Origin of the sequence: Pradoshia sp. (assembly GCF_051873915.1) — a bacterium.
GTDB lineage: Bacteria > Bacillota > Bacilli > Bacillales > Pradoshiaceae > Pradoshia.
Map to the genome: position 1 here is coordinate 25238 of NZ_JBJEFJ010000123.1, position 16493 is coordinate 41730.

The 16493-nt window shown below is 43.3% G+C and carries 19 protein-coding genes; 4 read left to right on the forward strand and 15 right to left on the reverse strand.

The features are described from left to right. Nucleotides 1-414: 414 nt before the first annotated feature. The 11 genes from ACI35L_RS11220 to ACI35L_RS11270 all read right to left on the reverse strand — a co-directional run bounded on the left by ACI35L_RS11220 (nt 415) and on the right by ACI35L_RS11270 (nt 8077). Complete coding sequence (locus ACI35L_RS11220; protein WP_049670188.1) at nt 415-954, reverse strand: SpoIIIAH-like family protein; 540 nt, start codon at nt 952-954, stop codon at nt 415-417. Between the two features lie 23 nt (nt 955-977). Further along, entirely contained in the window at nt 978-1595 is a 618-nt protein-coding gene (spoIIIAG, locus tag ACI35L_RS11225; RefSeq protein WP_439802918.1) for a stage III sporulation protein AG, read from the reverse strand. 29 nt (nt 1596-1624) lie between these two features. Continuing rightward, nucleotides 1625-2248 (reverse strand): stage III sporulation protein AF, encoded by a 624-nt coding sequence (gene spoIIIAF, locus ACI35L_RS11230; protein ID WP_049670187.1) that lies wholly within the window; start codon nt 2246-2248, stop codon nt 1625-1627. A gap of 13 nt (nt 2249-2261) precedes the next feature. Then, nucleotides 2262-3461, reverse strand: coding sequence for a stage III sporulation protein AE (gene spoIIIAE / locus ACI35L_RS11235; protein WP_049670186.1), 1200 nt, complete (start codon nt 3459-3461; stop codon nt 2262-2264). 40 nt (nt 3462-3501) lie between these two features. Next, nucleotides 3502-3885: a stage III sporulation protein AD gene (gene spoIIIAD / locus ACI35L_RS11240; RefSeq protein WP_049670185.1), complete on the reverse strand. Its 384-nt coding sequence runs from the start codon at nt 3883-3885 to the stop codon at nt 3502-3504. Nucleotides 3886-3910: 25 nt separating this feature from the next. After that, on the reverse strand, nt 3911-4114 hold the full coding sequence (gene spoIIIAC / locus ACI35L_RS11245) for a stage III sporulation protein AC (protein ID WP_049670184.1): 204 nt from the start codon (nt 4112-4114) through the stop codon (nt 3911-3913). Between the two features lie 22 nt (nt 4115-4136). Beyond that, the gene (gene spoIIIAB / locus ACI35L_RS11250) at nt 4137-4652 is read right to left on the reverse strand and encodes a stage III sporulation protein SpoIIIAB (RefSeq protein ID WP_049670183.1); all 516 of its coding nucleotides are present in this window, start codon (nt 4650-4652) and stop codon (nt 4137-4139) included. Then, nucleotides 4649-5572, reverse strand: a complete 924-nt coding sequence (gene spoIIIAA / locus ACI35L_RS11255; RefSeq protein ID WP_049670182.1) for a stage III sporulation protein AA — start codon at nt 5570-5572, stop codon at nt 4649-4651. The genes spoIIIAB and spoIIIAA overlap by 4 nt, the downstream gene beginning before the upstream one ends. Before the next feature lie 202 nt (nt 5573-5774). Further along, nucleotides 5775-6332, reverse strand: a complete 558-nt coding sequence (gene efp / locus ACI35L_RS11260; RefSeq protein WP_049670181.1) for an elongation factor P — start codon at nt 6330-6332, stop codon at nt 5775-5777. A gap of 22 nt (nt 6333-6354) precedes the next feature. Continuing rightward, entirely contained in the window at nt 6355-7416 is a 1062-nt protein-coding gene (locus ACI35L_RS11265; RefSeq protein ID WP_049670180.1) for a M24 family metallopeptidase, read from the reverse strand. Between the two features lie 151 nt (nt 7417-7567). After that, on the reverse strand, nt 7568-8077 hold the full coding sequence (locus ACI35L_RS11270; RefSeq protein ID WP_049670179.1) for a YqhR family membrane protein: 510 nt from the start codon (nt 8075-8077) through the stop codon (nt 7568-7570). A 132-nt stretch (nt 8078-8209) separates the two neighbouring features. On the opposite strand from ACI35L_RS11270, the gene ACI35L_RS11275 reads away from it, so the two are divergent. Both ACI35L_RS11275 and ACI35L_RS11280 read left to right on the forward strand, forming a co-directional pair. Further along, nucleotides 8210-9160 carry a DUF1385 domain-containing protein gene (locus ACI35L_RS11275; protein ID WP_439802915.1) on the forward strand — a complete coding sequence of 317 codons (951 nt, stop codon included), beginning with the start codon at nt 8210-8212 and terminating at the stop codon, nt 9158-9160. Nucleotides 9161-9244: 84 nt separating this feature from the next. Then, nucleotides 9245-9649: an SA1362 family protein gene (locus ACI35L_RS11280; protein ID WP_049670178.1), complete on the forward strand. Its 405-nt coding sequence runs from the start codon at nt 9245-9247 to the stop codon at nt 9647-9649. A gap of 42 nt (nt 9650-9691) precedes the next feature. Here the strand turns inward: ACI35L_RS11280 and ACI35L_RS11285 are convergent, their stop codons facing one another. From ACI35L_RS11285 to ACI35L_RS11295, 3 genes are all read right to left on the reverse strand, one after another. Further along, nucleotides 9692-10594 carry a patatin-like phospholipase family protein gene (locus ACI35L_RS11285; protein WP_049670177.1) on the reverse strand — a complete coding sequence of 301 codons (903 nt, stop codon included), beginning with the start codon at nt 10592-10594 and terminating at the stop codon, nt 9692-9694. A gap of 74 nt (nt 10595-10668) precedes the next feature. Next, complete coding sequence (gene splB, locus ACI35L_RS11290; RefSeq protein ID WP_439802916.1) at nt 10669-11697, reverse strand: spore photoproduct lyase; 1029 nt, start codon at nt 11695-11697, stop codon at nt 10669-10671. A gap of 99 nt (nt 11698-11796) precedes the next feature. Continuing rightward, on the reverse strand, nt 11797-14352 hold the full coding sequence (locus ACI35L_RS11295; RefSeq protein ID WP_049670175.1) for a vitamin B12-dependent ribonucleotide reductase: 2556 nt from the start codon (nt 14350-14352) through the stop codon (nt 11797-11799). Nucleotides 14353-14930: 578 nt separating this feature from the next. On the opposite strand from ACI35L_RS11295, the gene ACI35L_RS11300 reads away from it, so the two are divergent. Then, nucleotides 14931-15230, forward strand: a complete 300-nt coding sequence (locus tag ACI35L_RS11300; protein ID WP_082197241.1) for a rhodanese-like domain-containing protein — start codon at nt 14931-14933, stop codon at nt 15228-15230. Between the two features lie 89 nt (nt 15231-15319). Here ACI35L_RS11300 and ACI35L_RS11305 read toward each other — a convergent pair whose 3' ends face one another. Beyond that, nucleotides 15320-15982, reverse strand: a complete 663-nt coding sequence (locus tag ACI35L_RS11305; RefSeq protein ID WP_231589484.1) for a DUF1836 domain-containing protein — start codon at nt 15980-15982, stop codon at nt 15320-15322. 132 nt (nt 15983-16114) lie between these two features. Between ACI35L_RS11305 and ACI35L_RS11310 the strand changes: the two genes are divergently transcribed. After that, complete coding sequence (locus tag ACI35L_RS11310) at nt 16115-16435, forward strand: hypothetical protein (RefSeq protein WP_049670173.1); 321 nt, start codon at nt 16115-16117, stop codon at nt 16433-16435. The last annotated feature ends 58 nt before the right edge of the window (nt 16436-16493 follow it).

Below are 16493 nucleotides of genomic sequence, written 5' to 3' on the forward strand. Positions count from 1 at the left end.
CTGATATCAGCAGCCCAGGAACTTCTCTGCTTTAAAACTGCCAAAATTTTATATATAAATATAATGATTATCATTAAAAAATATTGTTATATAAATAGTCAATGTCAAAAAATACTTTTGACACATAACTCTACACTTTTATAATTTTTTTCACCCTCTCATGACTGCCTAGCCACCTTACTCTTTCGCAGAAAAACAGTTAGGCGGCAATATTAGCTTATTCGAAAAGATTTAATAAAGATTATTTACGTAATAACGGCCAAGATTGAGCGGGAGGGTACATACTCTAATTCCCTGCAAGGTTTGTTATACGCTCCTTCAACACAGCCGGTCGAAACCTTTACCCCAAAAAGAAAAAACAGATTGAAAAACCAAATCGGCCTTTCCACCTGTTCATTCAACTGTTTTATTGATTTATTTTTCCGGCTGAAATTCTACTGCAACAGCATTTGTCTTGCCGATTTCCTTAGTGACCATTTGAATGATTTTGTTAGCAGCCTCAGCATTAGGCTTCTCTGCTTTAACAGTGATTTGGATTTGGTTGTTGTCTGCTCTCACTAACGCATCCTTATATCCTAAGGCGACAATCATTGATTCAAGCATATCCTCTTTTGTCGACAATTCATCCAGCTGCTCAATCTGCTCATGCGCGTCTACCCGCTCTTCCTCTGACAGATCGCTTGATGCTACCTTTTCAGTCAGCTGTTCCTTCTCCTTGCTGCGCTCATCATTCAAGTCCATGCGCATCGCCTCAAACGCAGAATCACTTGCCTCATTAGATACGACAGTGGATTGTTCAGCATTGCCGCTATCCCCGCCTTTTCCGTTTTCCGTCTCCTCCTGTGCTTCCTGATTCACAGTAGTTTCCTGCGGAGAAGTAATATAGTAGACACTCAAGACCGCCACCAAACTTAACATTGTCAACAACCATACTGTTTGTTTTCTTAGCAACACGGATAGTTCCTCCTCTTATTTCGTTATTTTTTGGCACTAACAGCAACACGATGGCTTGGTACATCAAGCACGCGTGTGACAGCTTCTACTATTTCCTTTTTTATGCTGATATTATCTGCTCCCTTGGCAACAATCAGTACTCCCCTGATGGTGGGTTTTTTTGTTTGCTGAACAAGCGGGACCTCCTTGTCACCTTCCCGGATGATGACAACCTTCTCATCGGTTGAGAAATCCTCTACCTTTCTTTCTCCCCCGTCACGGTCAGTTTCCTCCGTGATTTGATGCTGGGATACGGCATTTTTCTCATACACTTTTTCCTCCGTCGAGTCGACATTGACAATCACGGATACATTAGAAACTCCATTCATCGTCTCAAGGGTGTCCTTCAGCTCGCTTTCATAAGCTTTCTCAATAGAAGCAATCGTGCCGGTTTTCTTGGAATTGCCGGAGCCGAATGTTTCAGCTGCGTCCTCCTTCACTTCCTTGCTGGCCGCCTCAAACACCGCGTTGGTCTTGTCCTTTGTCTCATCCCCCCGATTGATAAACAGGCTGCTGACCATCAGCAGGATGCCGGCCAGAAGCAGGATGGCAATATTCCGATATGGCGGTTTCTTTCCGTCTCCATCCTGTTTCATAAACATCCCTTTGAGTTTGTTCAGTTTTTCTTTATTCAAAGACCATCACCCCCTTCATTGATTTCGATTATTAATTTGCTGCTGCTAACTCCCCATTTCTCCGACAAAATTTCCTGTATCTGGGGTGAAGGTGCGGTTATAAGCGATTGCTGTTCTTCTAAGTCAATGTCAACCTTCTCTACAGGTTGTACACCCTCTGCCTCTTCCTTGCTCTGTTCTACGAGGGTGACATGAATGGACTCGATGTTTTCCTCCTTCATCTCCCCTTTAGGATTGATGAGCCGGATCTCCACATCTTGGATTTCGTACCCACTCCTTTCTGTCAGCTCCTTTTCTGCTTCACTTTTCAGTTGGACAGCCATCTGTTCCAATATATATGCTTGCTGCGTCTCTTCTATTTCTTTTTTCTTCGATTCCAGCGAATTTTCCATTTCCTGATTGCCCCAAACCCCGTTGGACATGATTTTATGCTGAATATCACTGGTGAAGTCCTGCTTAAGCAAGGTAAGAATCGGGGTTAAAAAGATGGCTGTCAGCAATAACCCAACCACAAGCTTGGTGTACTTCTGCATCGATGAATTGGGAAGGAGCATGTCCAGCACAACAGCGAATAAGATGAAAACAATAATATTGGTCACCCATGTTGTCAAAAAAGACATGGACAGCTCCCTCCTATCGAACCATCATTGTGACATTTCCAGCAGCAACAATTACCGTGACCGTCAGAAAGAACATAAGACTGACAATGGCCAATGCAGCAAAGACATAAATGATATTCTTGCCAATCACATCTAAGCATTTAATAATGGGACCTGCCCCAAGAGGCTGTAAGATGGCAGCGGCAAATTTATAAACGAGAGCAATCAACAGGATCTTCAAAGCAGGGAATGCAGCCATAATCAAAAGCATGACCACACCAGCAATTCCGACTGTGTTCTTTAAGAGCAGAGATGCCCCTATGACTGTATCCGCAGCGTCCGTGAACATCCGCCCGATGACCGGGATGAAATTTCCTGCCAGGAATTTAGCCGTACGCAGGCCGATTCCATCAGCAACCGCTGTTGAAATTCCTTGAACCGAGATCACACCAAGAAAAACAGTCATGAAAATTCCTAAAAGACCAACGCTCCATGTTCGTAACAGTCCGGCCAGCTGGGTCACCTTATAATGCTCTGACAGCATGCTGACAATGCTCAGTAAGGTTGAGAGGAAGAGCAGCGGCAGGACGATGTACTCAATCAGGGCACCGCTCGTGTTCATGAGGAATAAGAGCATCGGATGAAAGAAGGCCGCAGAGAGGACGCCGCCTGAGCTTGCAATCAGAGCTAATAGTAGCGGCACTAGTGCAATCAGAAAATCGGTAATCTGTGAAATTGTCGAGGTGACATAATTGACTGCCACATAGAAACTGTTCAGTGCAATAATCATTAAAACCATAAAAACAATCGAGTTTGCCACCTTGCTGACAGATGTCTTCTCAAAGGTACTTTGCAAAGATTGGAGAAAGACACTGAACACCGTCAGCAGAATGAGCGTTCCAAGCAGCTTTCCATTCGCGATTAACTCATGAAAGATAAACTGAATGATTCCAGAAAGCCACTCCTTAAAGGAGAATTTTTTTTCTCCGCTGATGAAATCGAAGAAACTCCCTTTTTGAGATTCCGGTAGAAAACCGCCATATTGGTCATAGACCGAATCCCAAAACTGTTTTAAGTCATCAAGCGGAATGTCCTCCACACCGAATGTTTCAACCGCCTCCTCTTGCTGCGTGTTTACGGTCGTTGTTCCCGGGGCAGCCAACACTTGCTGGCTATAGCTGCAAAGAAATAGAAGAATGAAGAGTAGAATGCTTGTCCGCAAAAAATGCTTCATATAAATATTCAGCCCCTTTAATTGCTTCCCAATCCGGGAGTTAATTCGGGATCATCTGGATGATGCTCTCGATAATTACGCTCAAGATTGGGATTGCCATCGTCAGGATAAGAATTTTTCCTGCGAGCTCAATCTTGGAGGCAATCGCCCCCATCCCGGCATCCTTCGTGATTTGAGACGTAAACTCCGCGATATAGGCAATTCCGATAATTTTCAGTACAGTTGATAAATACACCATGTTCACATTGGCGTTTACGGCCAATTGTTGAACCATTTGGATGATTTCGTAAATCTTGTCGACTAGGAATAAAAAGATTGAGCTTCCAACAAAGACAACAAGCAAAAAGGCGAGATTTGGCTTTTGCTCCTTTATAATCATGGCAAGGAACGCCCCAATCAGGGCTACACCGGTTATTTGCAGCATTTCGATGGCTCATCACCCCAAGCTTCTATTGAAATAGGAATACGGATTTAATCCGGTCAATCAGCTGCCCGACAACTTGGGCAACATTGAACAAAATATAAATAAAGCTGACCAAGATTACCCATTGTGAATACTCCTTCTTGCCGACTTGATCGAGAATCGTATGAATGAAAGCGACAATCAGTCCAACACCCGCAATTTTAAAAATAATATCAATATCGATGCCCATTCCGCTCATTTCCCCCTATTCATCACAACAATAGGATGGCAATTAAAAGACCTGAGAAGAAACCAAGACTTTTCACCATCTTGTCGTATTTCATTTGTTTATCGAGTGCCAGCATTTCCTCCCGCTCGAGATGTGTCAATGCCAGTTGAATTTGTTTCCGCTGCGTATCCCGATCATGCTTTCCAAGAGTCTCTCCAAACTGAAGAAGGATTTCGGCCTCTTTATCCTCAAGCTCAGTCCATTTCATCATTTCCTCGATACTTTGACGCCAGGCATTCGTGACCGTCTGATTTTCTTCGTTCAAGTAATCTGCAAACAAGGTAAAGCCTCTTGCAACCGGCTCGGGAATTTGCTTGGCCAATTTCAAAACAGCTTCCCTTAGCGGCATGTGACCATACATGATTTCTGCCTCCAAGATTTGCAATGCAGCCCTCAAATCCCGTATTTGCTTAGGTCGGGCAATCAGCCGTTTCGAGAAATCCCACCCTATCCAGGAGGTTGAAAAAACGATCAGCACGGCACCAAGTAGTTTAATCATGTCCTCACTCTTTCTCCGTCATATAAGATTTTTCCTGTTCCATCTCTGACCTTGACCACACACCCCGGCTTGTCTATCCGCGCAAGTTCGATAAACCGTTCAAACTGCGCCTCTGTAATAATTGCTTTCATACTGGGTCTTGACAGAATATCCTCTAAACTATGACCATGAGCTGTGATAAAGAGAGCGGTACCTGCATTGACCGCTTCCATGACAGCATCTCTGTCCTCTCTTCTTCCTATTTCATCTGCTACGAGAATGTCTGGACTCATGGATCGAATCATCATCATCATTCCTTCCGCCTTTGGACAGGCATCAAGCACGTCTACTCGGATACCGAATTCCATCTGCGGCACCCCGTGAACACATCCCGCTATTTCCGAACGTTCATCTATGATCCCAACCTTCTTAGGCGAAATCCGGTGCCTTTCATCTCCTGTCGAGGCAATCCGGGCTAAATCTCGCAGAAAGGTTGTCTTTCCTGATTGAGGCGGACCGATGACTAAAGTGGATAACCACCGCCCTTGGTACAAGTAGGGTATCCACCCCTCTGAAAGTCCTTTCTTCTGTCTGGCAATTCGAATATTAAAAAAGGTGACCTCCCGTATCCCCTTCACACTGCCATTTTCAAGAATCACCTTCCCCGCGATGCCAATTCGATGTCCTCCCTTAATGGTGATATAGCCCCTCTTCAATTCTTCATCGAGCATATAGAAAGAAAATTGACTGATTTTGTTCATGAAGATCTCAGCCTCCTCCCGTCCGACGGGCCGTCTCCCGTAATGAACCTGTCTGCCTGCCATGACTTCGAGCGGCCTTCCGACACGGATACGGATTTCCTCCACATCCTCTTCATTCAAGGTCATTCCCGTCATGTCAGCGAGAATAGCCTTGGGCAGCATTTCCAATACTCCTTCCATACATCTCCCTCGCTATATGTGTCATTTACTTAAAATGTATTCATGGACAAGTATTTTATGTCCCTTCAACCCAGAAAAAGATTAGACAAGTGTTCCAGGTACTAAAAACACCCAGGAGCGCTCTCCTGGGTGCAAAAAAAAGCTGCAGGCTGCCAAAAGAATGATTGGCGTGCTCTGCAGCTTTTTCTTATAAGACAATCGATTATCCGCGGGAAACGTATGAACCGTCAGATGTATTGATGATAAGCTTGTCTCCTTCATTTACGAAGAATGGAACTTGAACAACAAGACCGGTTTCAACAGTTGCCGGCTTCGTACCGCCGGATGCTGTATCCCCTTTGATGCCTGGTTCAGTTTCAGTTACTTCTAATGTAACAGTTGTTGGAAGCTGAACGCCAAGTGTTTCTGTTTGGAACATCATGATGGACACTTCCATGTTTTCTTTCAAGAATTTCAATTCATATTCGATTTGCGCAGTAGGCAATTCGATTTGATCATATGTTTCGTTATCCATGAATACATGGTTATCGCCGCTTGCATAAAGGTATTGCATTTTGCGGTTGTCGATATGCGCTTTCGATACTTTTTCACCGGCACGGAATGTTTTCTCTTGAATCGCGCCTGTACGAAGGTTACGTAATTTAGAGCGCACGAATGCCGCACCTTTACCTGGTTTTACGTGCTGGAATTCGATAACCTGCCAAATACCGCCGTCTACTTCGATTGTTAAGCCTGTTTTGAAATCATTAACAGAAATCATGTGATAATAGCCTCCTACTGCCTTATAAAATAATTAATTCTTTTGTTGAATGGGTCAATCTTTCATTGCCGCCTTCTGTCAGCAATAAATCATCCTCGATTCGCACGCCGCCGACTCCCGGTAAATAAATGCCTGGTTCACATGTCACGGTCATGCCCTTCTCTAAGACTATATCTGATTTAAAGGACAAGCCAGGGCCTTCATGGACTTCAAGGCCGATTCCATGACCAAGGGAATGTCCGAAATATTCACCATAGCCTTTTGCGGCGATGATATCCCGTGCAAGTGCATCTGCTTGTTTGCCTGTTAAGCCAGGTTTAATATTTTCCATCGCATAAACCTGCGCTTCAAGCGTTATCCCATAGATCTTCTTCAGCTCATCACTTGGTTCACCAACAGCAACTGTACGGGTAATATCAGATATATACCCTTTGTAGAGTGCGCCGTAATCCAGAGTGACAAAATCACCCTTCTCAATCACCTTATCACTTGCGACACCATGCGGAAGCGCCGAACGCGCGCCGGAAGCCACAATTGTATCAAAGGAAGAAGAGGTAGCACCCGCTTTACGCATGAAGAATTCAAGCTCATTGGAAACTTCCATTTCCGTCAAACCTGGACGGATAAACCCTAAAATATGCTCAAAGGCAGCATCTGCAATGTCTGCCGCATCCTTTAATATCTTAATCTCTTCAGGAGTCTTAATCAAGCGCAATTTTTCTACAAAGCCGGATAAAGGAACAAGCTCCCCCTCTACCACGCCTTCATAGGTTTTGTATAGGGCAAATGTAAGGTCATCCTGCTCAAAGCCAACTTTCTTGGCGCCCATTGCTTTAAGCTGTGCCGCCACCTCATTCTCAATCGGACCGGTATGCTTAACAATCTCAAATCCAACCGCCTGCTTGGCCGCTTGTTCCGTATAACGAAAGTCTGTAATAAATTTTGCTTCCTTTTCAGAAATGACAACTATGCCTGATGTACCTGTGAAATTTGAGATATATCTTCGGTTGTAAGGATTTGTGATAATCATGGCATCTATTTTTTCTGCGGCAAGATTTTCACGAAATCTTTGTAATTTTTCCATTATACATTCTCTCCCTTATCTAATATAATAGCTGCTGCCTGTTCCGGAGCCAGGCTTAAAGCCCCTGTATATATGTATGACCAACCGCTAAAGTAAGCCTTTAATGGATATTAATCATTTTATCATATGCAGGAAAGGGACCACTATATATTTATACCTGAGCTTCGTTATTTTCTGTCTGCCCCTTTTTTTCCAGCTGTCTTTCGTTATACTCAAAACTGATGGAGTAACCGACGAATAGCCCATAAAGGAGAAATAAGCATACGGTTGTAAGGATTGTATGGAAGGACAATTCCATTACGGTCTTCATGCCTGGGAACAGAGGCCTTAACACAAGGAAAATCAATGCCCAAATAACAAGACCATAACCAACACCAAGCCAGTAGGAGTATATTTTGCGAAAAACAACGGAATACAAATAGGCAAACAGCAAGGATATCACGGATAGACAAACAAGTGAGAGAATGACACCCACCCATCCCTTGGCGAAATCAGCCTTAATCCAAGACCGTATCACAAAGGCAGGGCCAATTTCCGTAAAGTTAAAATACACAAATAATTGAAAGATTGCCCCCCAAAACACACCAGCGAACAAACCAATCGCTGTCACTGTAGCTCCATAGCTTAATGGCTCTTTTACTTCTGTTACATTCTCTTCCATTCATCTTCACCTCATAGACTAGTATGTACCGTTTAAGCAAACTTCATGATGAATGAATCCAATAGTAGAGATATCCCTCAAGATTCGGTAAAATAAGAAGATAAACATTCATACTATAAATAACATGGAGTGGTGAATACAGTGGAAAATAAACCAGTCTACGGCGGGCAGGCTGTCGTAGAAGGAGTCATGTTCGGCGGCAAACATTGCACCGTGACAACGATCAAACGGAAGGATGGAACATACGATTCCTTTTCGATGCCGCGAAAGAGCCATCCAACCATTCAAAAACTTAAGAAAATCCCTTTTCTCAGAGGCATCGTGGCTATTATCGAATCAAGCGCCGTCGGCTCAAAGCATCTATCCTTTTCTACTGACCGCTTTGATGTTGACCCGAAGGATGACGACCAAATCGTACAGGAAGAGGAAAGCTCAAAGCTAGGCATGATTCTCGGTGTCGCAGCTGTCGGCATTCTATCGTTCATTCTTGGGAAAGTTTTGTTCACCCTCATCCCCGTATTCTTGGCGGCAATCTTCCAAGGTGTCGCACCGGCAAAGGGAGCTCAAATATTAATAGAAGGATTCTTCAAATTAACATTATTACTTTTGTATATATACTTTGTTTCCATGACACCTCTCGTTAAGCGCGTGTTCCAATATCATGGTGCTGAACATAAAGTCATTAACGCCTTTGAGGCAAATAAGGAATTGACTGTTGAAAACGTACGACATGCATCCCGGCTTCATTACCGCTGCGGCAGCAGTTTCATTCTCTTTACTGTCGTTGTTGGATTGTTCCTGTATATGTTCGTCCCGACCGATCCGTTATATGCACGGATTCTAAACCGGTTGGCTCTCATTCCGGTTGTTCTGGGCCTCTCCTTCGAGGTTTTACAGCTGACCAATAAGCTGCGCGATGTACCAGTGCTCCGTTTTCTTGGCTACCCAGGTCTATGGCTGCAGCTTCTGACAACGAAGGAACCGAATGATGACCAGATTCAAACCGCCATCATTTCCTTCAATAACATGCTTGAAGCCGAAAAGAGGGCTGGACAAGGTTTGAACGGAGAGAAAATTGTGTAAATTAAAATTAAGAGAAAAATTTATTGGTATAGCTGTTTAAATTCCCATAAATACGCTAATGATGCTCTTAAGGAGGTGCTTTCTATGAATCGTAACAAATCAACTATCATCATTTATGTTCTTCTGGGATTAGCGGTAGTGGGCTTGATTTATACATTGCAGTACAACGCTGCATCATTCATACGAAGTGTGCTTATCGGAGCGGCAATCATTGGGGTAATCTATCTTGTGTACAAACGATTCATGCTGAAAGGTAGCTCAGGCAAAACAGGCAAAGAGCGTCAAGCATACCGGAAGGCAGCCCGAATCTCAGCTAAGAAACATAAACAAGATACGATGAAACCCAAAAGAAGCAAGCACCATAATACACATGGACTAACCGTGATTTCAAAAGAAACCTTAATTAACAAGCCAAAAAAGAAATCAAACATTCAGTTGACTGTCATCGAAGGCAAAAAGGCCCGCAAAAAAAATCGCGCCCTGTTTTAAACAAGCTAAAAAGGTTCAAGCATTGTGCTTGAACCTTTTTTCTTAATTCATTTTCTTCTTTATTCGATGCGTCCAATGTTTGACGAACTGAGCCGCAGCCCTCCGTCCGCTTTCAACCAGTCCTGTCCTTTGCTCATCTGTCAGCGAGAACTCAATAAAACCTGCATCCTTCACTGGGATAAAAATAATATTTTTGACAAACTTACGTGAGATATAACGAGAATCATGTGCATTACGCATCGTTTCAAAAAGAGAAGAAAAAAGACCAATCGCATTCGTGATTTCCTCTTTGCTCTTCTCTGTCTTCTCATGAACTAAATTAAGACCAAGTACTGGTCTGATAGGATTAATATTATCCTGATCAAATAACCACATCGGAAAATTACTCAACACCCCGCCATCGACGACAATGTATTTTTCCCCGACTGTTTTCAGCTTGATCGGCTCAAAGAAAAAGGGAATGGAGCAGCTCATCCGAATCGCTTTTGCGACAGGGAACTGTTTCGGTTCAATATTATAGGCAGCAAGATCATCAGGCAATATAAGCATACGCCCATTTGATAGGTCGGAGGCAATGATACGCAGCTGCTTATCTGAAAGATCTCCGAAAGTATGAATCCCTTTTTTCTCAAGAATTTCCTTGATCCAGCACTCTAGGGCATCTCCTTTATATAAACCCATCGTCCAATATAATTTCAACCAGCGGGCAAAAGGAAATTGGATCCGTTTCTTCGATTCCAATAACCGGCTGAGCTCAACATCCTCCATTAAGAGCTTAATCTCAGCACCACTGTATCCAGCCGCGAGAAATCCAGCAATAATGGAGCCTGCACTTGTTCCCGCTACACGTTTAAACGTGTATCCCTGCTGCTCCAGCTCCATCACGGCACCGATAAGGGCAAATCCTTTGATTCCCCCGCCGCAGAAAACACCATCTATGTACAAACCGATGCACTCCCTCCCAAGATGTTCTCGCTTACTTATCATCTTTAAGCAGTAGGAGTGCATTTTAGAACGGTTTAGGTAAAGTATTTAATTTCTGCCTGCGGAAAGTGAGCTTGGATAGATTCTTCAATATGACTTCTTAAACGGGCAGCCTCATCATCCGGGTAAACATATTTTCCAATCCCGTACTTGCCCCATTTATATTTTCGTTTCGTTTCATCCATCTCAAGTTTTGATTTCGGATATCTGGCCTCAATAACCTTTTTGGCCGGCTTTGTGAAACGGTGCTGGATGAGTTCAAAATAAAGCGGAAGATCCGCATATTCCCCCAGCGCCTTTTTGAGCCGGTCAAACAGCTCCGCATAGCCCTCCTCCCACTCATCATGCATATAGATGGGGGCTACGATAAATCCTAAATGATAACCGGCTGCTGCTACCTTTCTGGCCGCCTCCAGCCTTTCATCAAACGAGGACGTACCCGGTTCGAAATTCTTGATGACATAGCGGGAATTAATGGAGAATCGGAAGCTCGTATGTCCATTATGCCGTGCATCAAGCAAATGATCGACATGATGAAATTTCGTCACAAAACGTAAGCGTCCAAGCTCAGTTTCCCCGAAAAAATTTATTGCCTTTTTCAATGAATGGGTTAAATGATCAATACCGACAATGTCTGACGTACAGGCTGCCTCAAAGCGGGTAATCTCTGGTGCACGTTCACCTATATAGGTGAGTGCTTTGTCAAAAATCTCCTCCAGATTAACATACACGCGTATATACGGTTTGCTCCCAAGTGTCGTCTGCAAATAACAGTAATGACAATGACCCATACAGCCTGTCGCAAGCGGGATAGCATATTCTGCTGATGGCTTGGAGGTATCGAATTTCAAGGTTTTCCTCAAGCCTACCACCATCGTCGATTTGGCTATTCGATATTTCTGCAGTTCCGTTTCTCCAGGAAGGTCCCTAATTTGATTATGGGAGGTTGTCTGGCGGATCTCAACATTCGGCATTGTCCGGAATTTCTCCCATAGTTCTTGACCTAATGGATAGTCTAAAGCCTTAGGCTCAAAATAGACCAGTTGAGGAATGAATGGTTTCAATCATCTCACCTACCTTACAGGTAGTATGTTCAAGACACAAAAAAAGGATGGCAAGAAAGTTTGCCATCCTTTTGAAATCATTGCCTTAGCCTTATTGGATTACAATCCGCATTTCAGCTGCGCGCCGCAGTTCGTGCAGGTATTGCAGCCGCCAAGCTCCTCAACCTTGCCTTTTCGGCAAACCGGACAAGTGTTGCCGACTTCGCTTCCAATAGTGACGCTCGTTGATTCAAGCGCATTGATGGTGTCAACTAGCACGACATGCTGTTCCGTTCTTTCCTTTGGCATTTCAGCTGTCTCGGTACTCTCTTCCTTCTTCAAAGTCAAGACTTGCGTGTCACGGCTTCCGTCCACATACACGGTACCGCCTTTTGCTCCGCCTCTATAAAGACGCTCGTACACTTTCTCAACCTGTTCGACAGAGTAGCCCTTCGGAGCATTAACCGTCTTACTGATGGAGCTGTCGATCCAGCGCTGGATAATGCACTGTACATCCGCATGTTTCTCAGGAGTGAGATCCATCGCAGATACAAACCATTCCGGAAGGTTATGAGGATCTGCCTCAGGATTGCGCGCCAAGTAGTCCTCTACGATATCCGCTTTTACTTCAATGAATTTACCGAGTCGTCCGCTTCTGAAGTAAGTGAAGGAGAAGTATGGCTCAAGTCCTGTCGATACTCCTACCATCGTTCCCGTGCTTCCTGTCGGTGCAACAGTAAGCAGGTGAGAGTTGCGAATTCCATATTTGAGAATATCTTGACGGATATGCTCCGGCATTTTCTTCATGAAGCCGGATTGAATAAAGGCTTCACGCAATGCTTTTGTTTCTTCCTCAGTATCTCCAACCAAGAATGGGAAGCTTCCCTTCTCCTTAGCGAGTTCAATGGATTCCTCATAGGCTGCAGTCGCAATTGTTTCAAATACACGGTCAACAAGCTCATTGCCGTCTTTTGAGCCGTATTCTTTCTCACAGTAGATGAGCATATCATGAAGACCCATAACTCCAAGGCCGACACGTCTTTCGCCCAAGGCTTGGCGTTTATTCTCTTCAAGGAAATATGGAGTCGCATCAATGACATTATCCTGCATGCGAACACCGACTTTAACCGTTTCCTTCAGCTTATCGAAATTGACCGTTTTTGCGTCCTTATCTGTCATTTCCGCTAAGTTCACGGCTGCCAGGTTACATACGGAATAAGGAGCTAAAGGCTGCTCACCGCATGGGTTTGTCGCAACGACCTTTTGTCCATAGCTCTTTGCATTAGTCATGTCATTGGCATTATCGATAAAGAAAATACCAGGCTCCGCAGAGTAAGTAGCACAAATATTAATTAAATTCCATAATTCCTTCGCTCTCACTTTACGGTAAACACGCACACCATAGCCGCGTTTTTCCCACTCCCGTACGTCTCCGCAATCCGCCCATTCATTATTATAGATTTCCATTTCCTCTGGGCTGTAGGATTCTACATCAGGGAAGCGCAATTCATATTCAGCATCATTCTCAACAGCATCCATGAACTCCTTTGTCAAGCAGACAGAGATGTTTGCACCTGTTAGGAAGTCTGGATTATGGACAGCGTCATTGCCGCCGTGCGCCAGTTTTTCCTCTGCTTCTTGAATGATGGCTTCACTGAAACCGCCTAGTCCTGGAATGGTCTTATAGTTCACGATTCCCTGATACATGGCTTGTTCCTGAATGGAAAGAGGTGTGAATTTTAATTTCTCTGCAGCCAGCCTTTGAATCGTCTCATCTTCTGATACTTCCATCAAGAAGCGCAGGATTTTCGGATTTTGCATCTTAGAGATGATGAACTCAACAATATCGGGATGCCAGTCAGCAAGCATAATCATTTGCGCACCGCGACGTGAACCGCCTTGTTCGACCAAATGAGTCAGCTTCGCGATATCATCAAGCCAGGAAACCGCTCCCGAGGATTTGCCGTTAACACCACGGGCAAGGGTGTTTCGTGGACGCAAGGTAGAACCGTTTGTACCTACTCCGCCGCCTCTGCTCATAATTTCCATAACTTGCTTGCGGTGTTCAGAGATACCCTCACGGCTGTCCTTGATGAACGGCATAACGTAACAGTTAAAATATGTCACCTCTGTCTCCGATCCAGCTCCATACAGCACACGGCCAGCAGGGATAAAGTTTGTTTGAACCAATTGCTGATAGAATCTCTCAAAGGATTCCTGACGCTTCTCTTCTGTCTTCTCCACTTGTGCCAAACCGCGCGCATTGCGTTTCGCGATTTGCTCATAGTAAATCTCAAGCGGCTTTTCAATGACATCAAGCGACTTGCAAATCAAACCTGTTTTCATTTCATCATGCTTGTCCAACGAAGCTCTGTATTCTTCTTCTACAAGCACATGGGCTGTTTTCTTTTCCCAATCAATTTCTTGAATATATCCTAGTCCGCGGGCTGGGAATTTTGGATCTTCCTTGATCGTCAAGACAACGAAGTCCCCATTGGCAAGCGTAAGCTTCTCCGTATCCTTAAACGAATAGCGATCGATCATAACAAGTCTTGATACACCTTTATAAGTCTTATTCATGTCGGGTGTTATTGGAAACACCTGTGGAAAATTGGCAATATCCTTATTCAACCTTTCGACATTTACAGACAGCTTATGATTAACAGCAGTATACAATATGATCTCTCCCAACCTCTTAAGTATTCTTCATGAATGTTTTTCTTTCTCTGATGCAGTTTGTTTTAATATAAATAACGTTATCATACGTCTTTTTGAAATTCAACTACATATTGTGTCCCTATTTTTTCAACGCATACTATATATTGTATTTGTGCATTTATCGAATGAATTGTCAATCTTCCTCTATGGGCAGAATTTTAAGAGAATCTGCGATTATGAACATTTTTCTACCCATTTTGAACAAAATCAAACAATAACTAGGATTTAGGACTTTTGCCTTACATTCTACAATATTCGTCCTTATTCTGGCTTATGAACCCCTTTTGATGAAGACTGATGTCGAATGCCAGAATATAAATTATATCGGTCCGAAGGAGGGGTCGTAAAGATTAAAGCATTCTTTTTAGAGGGATTGCCATAAAAAAATTTTGCCAGACAAAATATCTCCCTGTATAATAAATGAGGGAACAAACGAGAAAGTGGGGATTTCATTGACACCAACGACATATATTCTGATTGGCCTGGCTGTGCTGATCATTGCGTATTCAATTTACAGCTATTTCTCTACAAAAAAAATGGTTAAGACCTTATCCCAAGAAGAGTTCAAAGCTGGATACCGGAAAGCCCAGCTGATTGACGTTCGTGAACAAAATGAATTTGACGGCGGACATATTTTGGGAGCCCGCAACATTCCATCCACTCAATTAAAGATGCGCATGAAGGAATTGCGCAAGGACAAGCCTGTCTACTTATACTGCCAAAGTGGTATGAGAAGCACAAGAGCAGCTCAAATGTTATACAAAAACGGCTACCGCGACCTTTACCAGCTTGATGGCGGCTTCAAGAAATGGACTGGAAAGATCAAATCCAAATAAAAAGAGCCGATGCTGTCAAAAGCGCATCAACTCACACACAAAACGCGGACAATCCCCTTTATTCAGGTTTCTGAAAAAGGGGTTTTTATTTACCCCTTTTTCGGCTGTCTATCTTCAATCTTGGCGGCTAAGCTCTCAGCAGCCCGCTTATACAATTGACTCATATGAGCAAGCGATGCTACGGCCAATAGTTCCTCAAAATATTCCGCATCCTCCTCCTGACTAGCTCCTGCTGTCTCCTTAAGCTCCTTCATGCTTGTTTCGATACTTTCCGTGAAAATGGCGGCATTCTTATCCGTTTGCTTCAAGAAGGCCTCATACAGCCAGTCAATTGAGAGATCATCCTTCATAATTCTTTCATTGAGCGGGTCAAGAATCCCTTTGATTTCATTGATGGACAGGCTTCCTTTTAGCTGATAGATAAGACTGAGCAAGATTAAGTGCCTTTTCGTGTATTTCTTATTCTTGATTGGGAAGAACACTTTAGCCTTCGCATAATTATTAATCATCGTTTTCGTAAGAATCTTCTCATCATCAGTCCGCTTTGTTTCTTTAAACTTATTCTCGAATAATTGAATGACTTGATCCATATAAAGGTCAATCTCTGGAATTTCGTGAAGATTCAGCCTTTCATTTAACCCAATATTCTCTATAAAATCCATTTTATCATTCATCAATAATCCCTCATATTTCTTCGTCTTTCCATTTATTATACGTGTTTCCTCATGCAAGGTAAATAACAACCACTTCATCTATTTCCATAAATCCCACATATGGTTTTTAATACTAGATGTATAAATCAGCAAGGAGAGACTTTTACCCCATTCCCAATATTCGGAACCATTATATAATGGTCTATAGATTTACACAAAGGAATGGTGAACATGAAATCAGAAAAAAAGAGTGCGGTTCAGACCTTTGCCAACCAATGGTCCTTTCTCCTCACACTGCTCGCCTTTATCGTCTTTATCTTCTTTATGATATTCGGCTCGGCCTTTAGCAGCCAGACATGGATTTATTCCCTTATCCCTTTTCTGCTGGTCACCTTGATCTTAGGGGTTATTGGAATTCCCTTTGAAAACCCTAATAAAAGGAGAATTGCCCAATCGATTTTCTCTATCCTCCTATCGCTCTCGCTCATTCTGCTGTTAGGGGTTATTTATCTCGCGCCAATCTTGTTTCCATTTGGCATACCGTCTATTTGAAACCCAGATTGGTTGATGATTCCATTTGAAACATACTTGCTCATAAACAATAAAAAAC

What these genes read in the sequence shown, in the direction of transcription:
- spoIIIAG (WP_439802918.1), bottom strand. Translation starts at nt 1,595, where the DNA reads ATGTTTATGAAACAGGATGGAGACGGAAAGAAACCGCCATATCGGAAT.
- spoIIIAF (WP_049670187.1), bottom strand. Translation starts at nt 2,248, where the DNA reads ATGTCTTTTTTGACAACATGGGTGACCAATATTATTGTTTTCATCTTA.
- spoIIIAE (WP_049670186.1), bottom strand. Translation starts at nt 3,461, where the DNA reads ATGAAGCATTTTTTGCGGACAAGCATTCTACTCTTCATTCTTCTATTT.
- spoIIIAD (WP_049670185.1), bottom strand. Translation starts at nt 3,885, where the DNA reads ATGCTGCAAATAACCGGTGTAGCCCTGATTGGGGCGTTCCTTGCCATG.
- spoIIIAC (WP_049670184.1), bottom strand. Translation starts at nt 4,114, where the DNA reads ATGGGCATCGATATTGATATTATTTTTAAAATTGCGGGTGTTGGACTG.
- spoIIIAB (WP_049670183.1), bottom strand. Translation starts at nt 4,652, where the DNA reads ATGATTAAACTACTTGGTGCCGTGCTGATCGTTTTTTCAACCTCCTGG.
- spoIIIAA (WP_049670182.1), bottom strand. Translation starts at nt 5,572, where the DNA reads ATGGAAGGAGTATTGGAAATGCTGCCCAAGGCTATTCTCGCTGACATG.
- efp (WP_049670181.1), bottom strand. Translation starts at nt 6,332, where the DNA reads ATGATTTCTGTTAATGATTTCAAAACAGGCTTAACAATCGAAGTAGAC.
- ACI35L_RS11265 (WP_049670180.1), bottom strand. Translation starts at nt 7,416, where the DNA reads ATGGAAAAATTACAAAGATTTCGTGAAAATCTTGCCGCAGAAAAAATA.
- ACI35L_RS11270 (WP_049670179.1), bottom strand. Translation starts at nt 8,077, where the DNA reads ATGGAAGAGAATGTAACAGAAGTAAAAGAGCCATTAAGCTATGGAGCT.
- ACI35L_RS11280 (WP_049670178.1), top strand. Translation starts at nt 9,245, where the DNA reads ATGAATCGTAACAAATCAACTATCATCATTTATGTTCTTCTGGGATTA.
- ACI35L_RS11300 (WP_082197241.1), top strand. Translation starts at nt 14,931, where the DNA reads ATGGTTAAGACCTTATCCCAAGAAGAGTTCAAAGCTGGATACCGGAAA.
- ACI35L_RS11305 (WP_231589484.1), bottom strand. Translation starts at nt 15,982, where the DNA reads ATGAAGTGGTTGTTATTTACCTTGCATGAGGAAACACGTATAATAAAT.
- ACI35L_RS11310 (WP_049670173.1), top strand. Translation starts at nt 16,115, where the DNA reads ATGAAATCAGAAAAAAAGAGTGCGGTTCAGACCTTTGCCAACCAATGG.